The organism is Aestuariivivens sediminis, assembly GCF_022662105.1.
Taxonomy (GTDB): Bacteria; Bacteroidota; Bacteroidia; order Flavobacteriales; family Flavobacteriaceae; genus Aestuariivivens; species Aestuariivivens sediminis.
The window spans coordinates 269,501-282,740 of the sequence record NZ_JAKMCP010000001.1 but is presented as its reverse complement, the minus strand read 5'-3'; the positions used below and the strand labels follow the sequence as shown (position 1 = coordinate 282,740).

Genomic DNA, 13,240 nt, shown 5'->3' with positions numbered 1-13,240 from the left:
ATTACTGTTTCGATGATGTATAGATAGTCGCAACTCCAAATGTTTGCGGAAAATCTGTAACATTAATAAACCCGATTTTATGTAAAATATTGTTCAAGTCTTCTCCATAAGGAAAAACAGATGCAGAATCAGATAAATACTTATATGCACTCTTATCTTTAGAAAAGATACGACCAATTAAAGGTAAAATATATTTAGTGTAAAAAATATAACCTTGTTTATAAGGGGCCCTGTTAGGCATTGAAGTCTCAAGAATAACAAATGAACCACCGGGTTTTAATACGCGTAGAATTTCTTTCAATCCTTTTTCTAATGTTTCGAAATTTCGTATTCCAAAGGCTACTGTTATGGCGTCGAAGGCATTATCTTGAAAAGGAATATTTTCAGAATCACCAAGTACCATCTGTATTTTTGATTCTAGTTGCTTGTGTTTTATTTTTTCTTTTCCAATCTCCAGCATACCAGTACTAATATCGAGACCAACAATGTTATCTGCACCAGTTTTTACTAAACTAATGGCCAGATCTCCAGTTCCTGTTGCAATGTCCAATATGGTTTTGGGCTTATGTTGCTTTACTAATTTTACCACTTTATTACGCCATTTAACATCTATTCCAAAAGAGATTACCCGGTTGAGTCCATCATAATCACCTGAAATGGTGTCGAACATTTTTTTTACTTGTTCTTTTTTACCGAGAACGCTGTCTTTATAAGGCTTAATATTTGTCAATCCTAAAGTTTTTGACAAATATAAACTATTGATGGGCATTAAGAAACTTGAAAACAAATAATTGTATTAGGTTAAAATGTATATCTTTGTTTCTCTTATTAGTCAGGTTATCTTATGAAACTGTTCTTATTAAAATAACTAATAAATCTTGAGTTTAATGGTTGTTTTAAACAAGGAAGCTTAGAAATGACCATTGAAAAACAATAAGAATGAACACATGAAAATAATTATTGCTGGAGCTGGAGAAGTTGGGTTTCATTTAGCAAAATTACTATCCTACGAATCTCAGGAAATTACTTTAATAGACCCGAACAAACATAATCTTGTTTATGCCGAAACACATTTAGATATTAAGGTATTGAATGGTGACGCAACGTCTATAAGACTGCTTAAAGAGGCCAGAGTGGCAACGGCCGAATTGTTTATTGCTGTAACATCATCACAAACTACAAATATAACAGCTTGTGTATTGGCAAAGCAACTAGGCGCAAAGAAAACCATTGCACGTATTTCCAATACAGAATTTATAAATTATAAGGATGAAGTTGGTTTTACAAAATTTGGTATTGATGAGTTAATTTCTCCTGAACAGCTGGCTGCTAAAGAGATAGAATTACTGTTAAACCAATCTGTATTTAATGATACCTACGAGTTCGAAGGGGGTGCATTAACGATGTTAGGATTGAATCTTACCCAAAATGCACAGATTGTTGGGAAATCGGTAAAGGAAGCCGCTAAATTAATTCCGAATGTGCATTTTGTCCCCATAGCTATTCAGCGTTATGGTTCACACCTTACAACCATTCCACGGGGGAATACTGTATTTTTAGAGGGGGACCATGTTGTATTCATAACATCGAAAGGAGGCGACGATGAACTTTGTAGACTTGCAGGATTATTTAAGACCGAAATAAAGAATGTTATGATTCTTGGAGGTGGACGTATTGGACGTAAAACTGCAAAAAGTCTGACGCATGGCAGGTTTAATATTAAGGTTGTAGAGAACAATAAAGAACGGGCGTTCGAACTGGCCGACCGTTTACCTAATACGTTAATAATCAATGCTGATGGTAGAAATGTGGAGCTATTGGAAGAAGAGAATATTGAGGATATGGACGCCTTTATAGCGGTAACAGGTAATTCTGAAACGAATATTATTTCAAGTCTTATGGCCAAAAGTAAGGGTGTTAAAAAAACAATCGCTTTGGTAGAGAATATAGATTATTTTGAGCTCTCACATTCCATAGGTATAGACACATTAATAAACAAAAAATTACTGGCAGCTAATAGTATTTTTAGATATATAAGAAAGGGCGATGTTGTTGCGATGACCAAATTAAGTAGTATGGATGCTGAGCTACTGGAGTTTGTGGTTAAACCTAAATCTAAAATTAGTGAAAGGGTTATAAAAGAATTGAACTTTCCCTTAACCGCTATTATTGGAGGCGTTATTAGAAATGGACAAGGAATGCTGGCTTTGGGTGATTTTAAAATTGAGGCTGGAGATAGGGTGGTGGTATGTTGCCTGCCTGAGTCCATTAAAAAAGTGGAAAGTTTTTTTTTCTAGCCCATAAAGAATGATTTAGTGAAACTCAATCTCAAAATAATTATCCATTTTTTTGGTTTGCTGTTATTGTGTAATGGCGGATTTATGTTGCTCTCTACCTTGGTAAGTTTGATCTACGACGATGGGGTGACATTAAACCTGTTTTTTTCAGGTCTTTCCGTACTTACGCTTGGAGCCGTTTTTATGCTTACCTCTTTGAATCACAACAAGGAGATGAACAAGCGTGAGGGCTATATTGTGGTAGCTTTTGGATGGATAATAATGGCACTTTCAGGCACAATTCCTTATCTATTTACAGGGGCCATACCCAGTTTTACAGATGCCTTTTTTGAAACCATGTCAGGGTATACCACAACGGGTGCTTCAATTTTGAATAATATTGAGGCATTACCCAATGGTATATTGTTTTGGAGAAGTTTAACCCACTGGATTGGAGGAATGGGAATAATTGTTTTGGCTATTGCGATCTTGCCATTATTGGGTATTGGAGGAATGGAACTCTTCGCAGCAGAAGCACCCGGGCCAAGTGCAGACAAACTTCATCCACGTATTGCAGATACAGCCAAACGTCTATGGTTGATTTATTTCGGGTACACGGCTATAGAAACGGCTTTGCTTAAGATTGCAGGAATGCCTTTTTTTGATGCGATAAACCATTCCATGGCGACCTTGTCTACTGGTGGGTTTTCTACCAAAAATGCAAGTTTAGCCCATTATAACGGGCAACCGGTCATACAATATATTATTATTGTTTTTATGTTTTTGGCAGGGATGAACTTTGTGTTGAGTTATTTTGCTTTCAAAGGAAAAATTCAAAAAATATTAAGAGACGAGGAGTTTAGACTTTATTTTTGGTTTGTAGCAGTCTTTACAGTAATTGCGGCATTGACCATCTATTTTTTTGCAGATCCCAACCAATCGTCTATAACGCATCCTATGGTTTGGGGAGAATTCGAAAGTGCCTTTAGGCATGGTTTATTTCAGGTATTGGCTATTGTTACCACCACCGGTTTTGTTTCGGCAGATTATACTTTATGGACGCCATTTTTATTGGTGTTTTTCTTTGGGTTGATGTTTTTAGGAGGTTCAGCAGGAAGTACTGCAGGAGGCGTAAAAGTGGTTAGGCATTTGCTGATGATTAAAAATGGCTTTCTTGAGTTTAAACGCACGTTGCATCCCAATGCCATTGTTCCGGTGAGATACAACAAGAGGGCCATTTCTGGTGACATTGTATTCAACATCCTGGCATTTTTTATTTTGTATATGCTTAGCTTTATTATTGGGTCCTTAGGATTTTCCCTTTTAGGCTTGGATTTTGAATCCTCGGTAGGCGTTGCCGCTTCAAGTTTGGGTAATGTTGGTCCCGCTTTTGGTAATTTTAGTCCCGTTGATAATTTTTCCCTGATGCCCATTATTGGGAAATGGTGGTGTTCATTCCTGATGTTAATTGGCCGACTTGAACTGTTTACGGTACTTATCTTGTTTACCCCTTTCTTTTGGAGAAACCGATGATGTGTTTTTGATGCGATTTAAGATGATATCTTTGAAAAAGGCATTATCATAAAAAAACCTGCCATATTTTAATTTTACAACATGTCGTCGTTAAAGTAAAACCTGGCAGGTCTAATATGTTAAGTTATAGCACGCTTATCCTTAGTTAACCGCTGCCTTTATACGGGTAATGGCTTCTATAATTTGTTCTTGTGATGCAGCATACGATATACGGATACAATCTGGATTGCCAAAGGCATCTCCTGTTACGGTGGCGACTAAGGCTTCTTCTAAAAGATATAAAGAAAAGTCGGTTGCATTATTGATGGTATGTCCTTTTAAGGTCTTTCCGAAGTATGCGGAGACATTTGGAAAGATATAAAATGCACCATCTGGCACATTGGATTTAAAACCATCAATACCATTTAATAATTCCAATACCAAATCACGACGCTCTTTAAACTCATCAATCATATACTGAACCCTGGAAGGAGATTCGTTTAAAGCCGTAATTACAGCACGCTGTGCAATACAGTTGGCACCACTGGTTATTTGACCTTGCAATTTGTTACATGCTCTTGCAATTTTTTCAGGACCACCCAGGTAGCCAATACGCCATCCAGTCATCGCAAAAGCCTTGGAAACGCCATTTACTGTTATCGTTCTGTCGTACATATCTTTAAATTCAGCCATACTGGCATGACCACCAACATAATTGATATGTTCATAAATTTCATCAGAAACCACATAAATATTAGGATATTTTACTAAAACATCTGCTAAAGCTCTCAGTTCTTCTTTACTATACACAGAGCCGCTTGGGTTACATGGGGAGCTATACCAGATCATTTTAGTATTAGGGGTAATGGCAGCCTCAAGTTGTTCCGGGGTCATTTTAAAATCGGTATCGATTGTGGTTTTAACTTCCACAGAAACACCATCGTTTAGTTTTACGATATCGGAATAACTTACCCAATACGGACATGGCAAAATGACTTCATCCCCCTTATTCAGCATGACTCCTGCTATGTTGGCAAGACACTGCTTAGCACCTGTAGACACCACTATTTGTGCCGGGTTATAAACTAAATTGTTATCTCTTTTAAATTTTGTAATTATGGCGTCCTTAAGGTCTCCATAACCATCTACTGGAGAGTAGGAATTATAGTTTTCATTAATGGCTTTTATTGCTGCATCCTTTATGAAATCTGGTGTATTAAAGTCAGGTTCGCCCAGACTTAATCCAATAATATCTTTGCCTTCGCCTCTTAACTCTCTTGCCTTTGCGGCCATAGCCAGGGTGGCCGATATAGACATGTTTAAAATTCTATCAGATAGTAATTGCATGTAACTTTTAAAAATATAAGGGTTAAACTTGTAATGCCGGTTTAATGCCCATCTCCCTTAAATGTTTGAAATGGGCAATAATAGCCTTACGTGTAGATTTGTATTCGTTATATGGTAAATTGAATTCTTTAGCCGTTTCCTTAACTATTTTTGAAATTTTGGTGTAATGAATATGACTTATATGTGGAAATATATGATGTTCCACTTGATGGTTTAAACCTCCGGTGAACCAATTCACGATCATATTTTTTGTGCTAAAATTTACGGTTGTCTTAAGTTGATGTACGGCCCAGGTATTTTTCATAGTGCCATCTTTTTCGGGTTTTGGCATTTCGGCATCCTCCATGACATGTGCCAACTGGAAAACAACACTTAAAATTAAACCTGCTGTATAGTGCATTAAAAAGAATCCTAATAAGATTTTCCACCAGGCAATATCTAAAAACACCATTGGAATAACAATCCAAATACCCACATAAATAACCTTTGAAATAACCAATTTGCTCCAATTCCAAACAGGGTTAGGAAATTTACCATAGGATAATTTACGTTTCATATAACGCTTCATTTGAGCCCAGTCAGTTGTAATCGCCCAATTTATAGTTAAGAAACCATATAATAAAACAGAGTAATAATGCTGAAATTTATGGTACCATTTCCATTCGGAATGCTCAGTAAATCGCATTATCCGTCCGGCATCTAAATCTTCGTCATGACCATGAATATTGGTGTAGGTGTGGTGCAAGACATTGTGCTGAACCTTCCAATTGTAAACATTGCCTGCTAGAATATAAATGCTGCTTCCCATTAACCTGTTTATCCATTCTTTATTTGAATAGGACCCATGATTACCATCATGCATAACATTCATACCTACACCTGCCATGCCGACACCCATTATTATAGTGAATAACAATTGCAACCATCCGGGGACATTTAAAGTGAGAATTAGAAAATAGGGAGTTAAAAATATAGAAAACATAACAATGGTTTTGATCCAAAGTTTCCAGTTTCCGGTTCTATTAATTTCATTCTCCTTAAAATAATTGTTAACGCGTTTATTCAGGGTTCTAAAGAAATTGGCGGAATCTTTTCGGGAAAATGAAAGTGACTTATTTATCATGCTATTAATTTTAAAATGGTATTTAACAATTTGTTAATTATACCATATCTGGCGCAAAGATAGGTATAAACGAATGGAAGTTATAACGTTTTTAAACAAAAAAATGCATGTAAATGCTATATTTTTGTTTAAAATTTAACAAAAATGGATCTTATTTTAAAATATTTCCCACAACTCACACACGATCAAATACTCAAGTTTAAAAGTCTTGAAGCGCTTTACAAGGATTGGAATTTGAAAATTAATGTGGTCTCCAGAAAAGATATAGAAGAGCTATATCTGCGCCATGTATTGCATTCATTGGGAATTGCAAAGGTGATTCAATTTAAACCAGGAAGTCGAATCCTTGATGTCGGAACGGGAGGTGGGTTTCCTGGAATACCGTTAGCTATTATGTTTCAGGAGTCTAATTTCCATTTGGTGGATAGTATTGGTAAAAAAATAAAAGTGGTGGATGAGGTCGTATCTGGATTGGGATTAACTAATGTAGAAACAACACATAGTCGGGTTGAATCCATAGGTGGTGAATACGATTTTATAGTAAGTCGGGCAGTAGCGACAATGCCTACATTTGTACATTGGGTTAAGGGTAAAATTGCAAAACAACAAAGGCATGATTTAAAAAATGGTATTCTTTATTTAAAGGGCGGTGATTTAACAGACGAACTTCAAGACTATAAAAAGGCCCATATTTACGATTTAAATAAATGTTATGATGAAGAATTTTTTAGTACTAAAAAGGTTGTACACTTGCCTGTAAAAAATAGATATTAAAAGTTTTTGCCGCTACAATATGAGCAACACATATTAGTCTTTAAAACGAGATATGATGCTTTTTGTCATTCAATACCTACAAAAAATGGCGTTTTGGATATTTTTAGAATGACAAACGATACTGTAAAATTGTAAGAAAACATCCTAAAACATCGATAAACGGTTAAAATAATGTATTTCATCCGATATTTTATACACTTTATCGTTATTAATTCAAAATTGAGTCTATTTTTGTGCATGTAAATGCTATTTAGTAAAGACTTAATGAACACACTCTCAAAATTAAAGTTCAATTGGCATGGATTTGCCTTTTTATTTTTTCTTGTAACTTTTAGTGGTTATTCACAAAGCGATATCCAAGTTGAAATTATTGGTGGTGAGATTGTCTATGAATATGACATTATTAGTATCACAGCCGGTAATGCATTGTCCTTTAGAATTAAAAACGTTATTACCGGTGGAGGAAAATGTGCCAATTTGAAAGTGGAAGAAATTACATTGGATCCCTCAACAGGTTTTACGTTAAGTCATGAAACCCTTCCAAAAAATATTAAACCGGAGGAATGCAGTAACGGAGATAAATACACCGATTTTACCATAACGAATGTTAACGGAGGATGTGCCAACAGCACTTTGGTGACCATTGCCTTAAATGGAAACAATGGTGATTTTACCTTTGAGTTTACTCTGGCCGGATCTCCGGAAATTAATGTTTTGGGAGGTTCTCCTTTCGCCGATATTTCCCACGCCTCAACAGTAACCAATGCCACTAATGGTACTTATTTTGGAGTGGTTGAGGAAGGAGCTTCTGTCACGCGAAATTTCATCATTGCCAGTACAGGCAGTTGTTCCTTAGACGTAACAGCCATAACAAGTTCGTTAAGTGATTTTTCCGTTGCGTCCTATGTGTTGTTACCCGATTATACTCCAACCACCTTATCGCAAAGTATAAGCCCCGGATCTTATATCATTTTTATGGTGACCTTTAATGCCCCTGTAACAGATCCTAAAACAACAGGTACACTTACCTCGACCATTAGTATTTCCAATTCCGATAACACGACATTTACGTTTAATGTCAGTGCAGAAATGTTCGATTTTAATATTCCGGGACCAGGCGGTATTACCGCTGATTTTAGGTTATGGCTGAAAGCCTCCAGAGGTATTACAAAAGATGGTAATTCAAAAGTTTCGAAATGGGCAGATGTTGGAACCAATAGCAAGGATGCCGTTGCCGATTCTGGGAAAGAACCGGCCTATTTAGATGATGCGGGTAACAATATAAATTTCAATCCTGTTTTAAAGTTTGAGAATGACGGAGGCAGTACAGAACAATTCATGTATAACAGTTCTAATGGGTTTTACAGTCAAGATATTTTTATAGTCATGATTCCTGAGGCAACCATGTCCAGTGCTTCTTCCAGAAATACCATATTTGCGGGAATTGATTCCGGCAATGCCGGTGATATGACCGGTGTTGGTTTTGGAGATTATTCATCAGAATTTACGAATGAAACCTTATCATATAACCAAGATATTCCGGGAGGAGGAAGTTTTAATGGTGAAGCCGAAACAGGCAGTACTTATGCTAATGCAGGAATTATAAACGTTAGGAATAATTCTGACACGTCACCTACCGGTCAAGATATTTTATATAACTCACAGGTTCTAACCACTTCAAGTGTTAGTGATATATCCTTTACAAATGTAGGTTATGTTGATACGGTTCCAGAACCGGATGTTACTTTGGGAACGGAATATTGGATCGGTAAAAATTATGATGTAGCGGGAAGTTTAAATGGTCGAGTGGCTGAAATATTCACTTTTGCAGAACGGGTTCCCGAGGCGGACAGACAAAAGATAGAATCCTACTTGGCCATTAAATATGGTATTACTTTAGGAAGCTCTTATGAAGCACAAAAGGATTATATCAATTCTTTTGGGACCTCTGTTTGGGACGTGTCAGCCAATACCGGATTTAATTATCACGTTGCCGGAATTGGCAGGGATTCCATTTCAGATTTAAATCAAAAACAATCTAAAACTTTAAATACGACCAATGAAGTCACCATTGGATTTAATGGTATATTTTCAACCAACAGTTCAAATATTAATGAGTTTAATAAGGACGGCGACTTTTTAGTCTGGGGGTCTAATAACGATGCATATAACGGCACCAATACCAATACGGTTACTGTTGCTACAGGTATAACCACTAGCCTAACCAGAATTGATAGAAAATGGAAAGTCGTTGAAACCGTTGAAGATGTAAATAGTGATGTAGAAAATGTCTATGTTTCCATTCCATCGTCGGCATTTAGCAGTTTTCCTTTGGGAACGGATGAGGAATATGTGCTAATTGTTGCTGATAATTCCAATTTTACCAATAGTGATATAATAGATGTTATACCCTTAAAGTCCGATGGCAGTTCGAATTTAGAAACCTGGTACGATTTTGATGGCACACTGTATTTTACCTTTGGTAAAGCCGCTAAACTTCTAGAAAACCATGCTGTAAATATAGGTTCAAATGATTACATGGTTGGTGAGTACAATTTAAATCTCAATATTAATGCCTTTACAATATCAGCTTGGGTAAAAGCGAATTCGAGCCAGACTACGACCAGGACAATCATGTCCAAAGGCGATAAATTGCAACTCAGACTCAACAGTTCTCATCAAATAGAAGTAATGCTTGACGATTCGGTTACCCCGAGGTTTACATCTTCAATGGTTTTGAATGATAATAAATGGCACCAACTGACATTTGTTTATAATAGTGGAACCATTTTTATTTATGTTGATGGTGTTTTGGATAAATCGGAACAAAATGTAGTGGCACCGTCACCCAATTACAATCGATTTTCCTTAGGTGCTCTTTATATTGATAAAAATAATATCCAAAATCCATTTTTAGGCCTTATAGATGAGATTTATGTATGGGACCAAGCTCTTAGCGAGAATCAAATAAGATATTTGTTGAACCAGGAACTTGAAAAAATGGATGTTGGCGGTACGTTTTATGCAAATGGAAGTATTTTACCCCAGGCAGCAGTGAGCAATGAATTTGCTACTATAGAATGGAGCAAATTAAAGGCATATTATAATTTCAATTCATTTTGTGGTTCGACGGCTGAAGGGTTTTCCGATAATAATAATTTCTTAAGAATTAAGTATTTAAATAAAGATAAGTCCGTCGTCGATTCCCAAACCACCCCTTTGCCTTATCAGTCGATATCAAACGGTGCATGGGATTCTGAAAGTACCTGGGCTAATGGTACTGAGGTGATGTTACCAAATGCTCTAAGTTTGGATGGTGTTACTACCATTGATTGGAACATTGTTGAGACTTCCCATGATATTTCTTCAGGAGATCGGGATATTAGTTTGCTCGGGTTGGTGTCTACTGATGGAACCTTAACCATAGCTGACCCCAATGAATTACAAGATGAGACCAATTCAGGTCAGTCTTTGACCATTTCACATTATTTGGAATTGGATGGTGTCATAGATCTGGTTGGAGAATCCCAACTTCTTCAAAGCGAAGGCAGTATTATTGATGCCGATAGTGGAGGTTACCTGGAACGAGATCAACAAGGAACAGCCAATAGTTACAATTATAATTACTGGTCATCATCTGTCGGGCCAATATCTGGAAATTCTGTTACACGGGGTACTGGTGAAGAACACATCAATGGCAATTATACCATTTCGGGCGTATTGAATGATGGAACGACATCATCATCCTATGAAACTATCAATTTTGATCCGTCGATTACTGCGGCCGATTCGGACACACCGCCGTCACCGGTCACAATAAGTACCCGCTGGCTATATAAATTTTACGGTCCTGCTGACGATTATAATACATGGTCAAAAATTACGGAATCCTCGTCGCTACTTCCCGGTGAAGGGTTCACCATGAAAGGAACCTCTGGTTCAATAGATATAAACACACTTCAAAATTACGTGTTTAAAGGTATTCCCAATAATGGAGATATTTCTTTGGAATTGGATAAGTCATCGGGCGACGTGCAACGCTTAATAGGTAATCCATACCCATCGGCCCTGGATGCCAATGAATTTATTTTGGATCACATAAAAACCACAGATACCATTAGTGGAGAGACGGGAAGGAATACAGTTAATGTATTTAATGGTGTTTTATACTTCTGGCATCATTTCGGGGATGTGGATTCGCATTATCTATCCGATTATGTTGGAGGGTATGCCACTTACACCCTAATTGGTGGTACCGAAGCCTATGCCACGGATGACCTTATTAATAACACATCACCATCACAAGGGGGAGGTAAAATACCAGAACGATACATACCTGTAAACCAAGGATTTTTTGTAAGTACAACGTTACCGTTGGGTATTGATGGCACTACATCAACTGTTGAAGGGGGCACGATAACATTTAAAAATAGCCAGCGCGTTTTTGAAACCGAGGGAATTACCGGTACCAATGAAGGTTCCGTGTTTTTTAAATCAAGTTCTAAAACGAAAAAGGACATTGTCAATGTGGAAAGTGTTGATAACCGTTACAAAATCCGTCTGGCGTGCACTTTTCCAACGGGATTCAAACGGTATTTATTAATTGGTACTGACGACCATGCTACAGATGATTTCGATTTTGGATTTGATGCCCCGATGATAGATGTCAATAAGGATGATATGTACTGGCTTCTTGCAGATCATGAATTCGTCATTCAAGGCGTTTCTGGTTTTGAGTCTACTAAGGCGTTTCCAATTGGTATTAGGGTAAAACAAGCGGGAGAAGTTTCCATTTCTTTGAAAGATATAGAAAACTTAGATTCGAGTTTTGAAATTTATATACAAGACAGGGAAACAAACACAACTTATTTAATAAACGATAATCCTTATAAAATGTATATGGAACCCGGAATTTATGATGAAAGATTTTCATTGGTCTTTCAGCCCCGAGTTATGGATATCAAAAAGAATAAAGGAATTGGTTTGGCCATGACCTATAATACTCACGAAGGGATGTTGAGCATTGTAAAAGAGAACACTAATTTTATGATTGAGAATATAGGTCTGTTTAATTTTGATGGAAAGGCAATAGGAGATTTCGGAGGTCATTCGGGAGATGAAACCATCGTTATAAAAATTAAAAAAGGTTTATATATTCTAAATATTAAAACGGATAAGGGTACAATCAGAAAAAAGATTATGCTTAGATAGTTTAAAGCTTGGTTAACTCATCAAAATTATTCTTAAAATAATAGTAATGTTTGGAATACCAGTATGACTTGGAGAACTGTTCTAAACCGTCTTTACGGGGATCGAATCCAACAATGGATTTTGCTTTACTGAAATCTGTTTTGGCCTGGTCTAAAGCATTCATTTTTAAGTGCGTCATAGCTAGACCCAGCCAAGCATCAAAATCTTTTGAATCGTATTTCAATGCGGTTGAATAATCTTCTTGTGCCTCTTCAAATTTTCCTAAAAATAAATTAGAGGTCCCTCTGTAAAAGTAGAGAAAGGGATTGTCTTTATTTAATCTTATAGCAATATTTAAATCAGCTCTTGCCTTTTGAAAATATTTAATATCCAAAAATAAAACGCCCCTGTTAAAAAAGGCATCAGAATCCGGGCTTATTAAAATGGCTGTAGAATAATCCTTGAGTGCTTCTTTGTAATCTTCTAGTGCGGCGTAAGCTGACCCCCTCAGCGTATATGCTATTTGGAGATCGGGAATAGCTCTGGTTAATTTGTTGAAATCTGCAATAGCACCCTCATATTCGCCTAAATCGTATTTGGTACATGCAAGACTATAAAGTGCATCAATGAATGAATTGTCCAGTTCGAATGCTTTTTCATAATCTGCTTTAGCACCTTGGAAATCCTCTAAATTATACCTGGAATTACCCCTATTGAAATAGGTATCTGCATCTGGTTCAATAAGTAGAATTTTAGAATAATCAACTATTGCGCTTTGATAATCTCCCATATCATTCTTGGCGAGGGCACGATAAAAATAGGCGTCAAGATTATTAGGTTCCAAGGCGATGACCTGATCCAATAAATCAATCTTTTCTTTTAAGTCGGTAGACCTTTGTGCTTGTCTGAACAATTTATTGGCTTGCCCGAATGTAAGCATGGGGACTACAATCAATAAGGTGATTAATAGCTTTTTCATCGCAATATATTTAACAAAAAACATGCCGTTTTTAAGAAC

8 protein-coding genes are annotated in these 13,240 nt (G+C 36.6%); 4 read left to right on the top strand and 4 right to left on the bottom strand.

The genetic code is table 11. The features are described 5' to 3' along the window. Position 1: 1 nt before the first annotated feature. Positions 2-769 (bottom strand): bifunctional demethylmenaquinone methyltransferase/2-methoxy-6-polyprenyl-1,4-benzoquinol methylase UbiE, encoded by a 768-nt coding sequence (ubiE, locus tag MR054_RS01260; protein ID WP_242155411.1) that lies wholly within the window; start codon positions 767-769, stop codon positions 2-4. Between the two features lie 178 nt (positions 770-947). Between ubiE and trkA the strand changes: the two genes are divergently transcribed. After that, positions 948-2,297, top strand: a complete 1,350-nt coding sequence (trkA, locus tag MR054_RS01255; RefSeq protein WP_242155409.1) for a Trk system potassium transporter TrkA — start codon at positions 948-950, stop codon at positions 2,295-2,297. A gap of 18 nt (positions 2,298-2,315) precedes the next feature. Continuing rightward, positions 2,316-3,809, top strand: a complete 1,494-nt coding sequence (locus MR054_RS01250; protein ID WP_242155407.1) for a TrkH family potassium uptake protein — start codon at positions 2,316-2,318, stop codon at positions 3,807-3,809. 141 nt (positions 3,810-3,950) lie between these two features. Here the strand turns inward: MR054_RS01250 and MR054_RS01245 are convergent, their stop codons facing one another. Together MR054_RS01245 and MR054_RS01240 are read right to left on the bottom strand one after the other, a co-directional pair. Continuing rightward, entirely contained in the window at positions 3,951-5,135 is a 1,185-nt protein-coding gene (locus MR054_RS01245) for a pyridoxal phosphate-dependent aminotransferase (protein WP_242155400.1), read from the bottom strand. Between the two features lie 22 nt (positions 5,136-5,157). Further along, a complete protein-coding gene (locus tag MR054_RS01240) occupies positions 5,158-6,258 on the bottom strand; it encodes a fatty acid desaturase family protein (protein ID WP_242155398.1) in 1,101 nt (366 codons plus the stop codon). Positions 6,259-6,402: 144 nt separating this feature from the next. Between MR054_RS01240 and rsmG the strand changes: the two genes are divergently transcribed. Both rsmG and MR054_RS01230 read left to right on the top strand, forming a co-directional pair. Beyond that, positions 6,403-7,032 (top strand): 16S rRNA (guanine(527)-N(7))-methyltransferase RsmG, encoded by a 630-nt coding sequence (gene rsmG / locus MR054_RS01235; protein WP_242085630.1) that lies wholly within the window; start codon positions 6,403-6,405, stop codon positions 7,030-7,032. A gap of 264 nt (positions 7,033-7,296) precedes the next feature. Next, complete coding sequence (locus tag MR054_RS01230; protein ID WP_242155396.1) at positions 7,297-12,243, top strand: DUF8202 domain-containing protein; 4,947 nt, start codon at positions 7,297-7,299, stop codon at positions 12,241-12,243. A 1-nt stretch (position 12,244) separates the two neighbouring features. On the opposite strand, the gene MR054_RS01225 is transcribed toward MR054_RS01230, so the two are convergent. Continuing rightward, a complete protein-coding gene (locus MR054_RS01225; RefSeq protein ID WP_242155394.1) occupies positions 12,245-13,201 on the bottom strand; it encodes a tetratricopeptide repeat protein in 957 nt (318 codons plus the stop codon). Positions 13,202-13,240 lie beyond the last annotated feature (39 nt).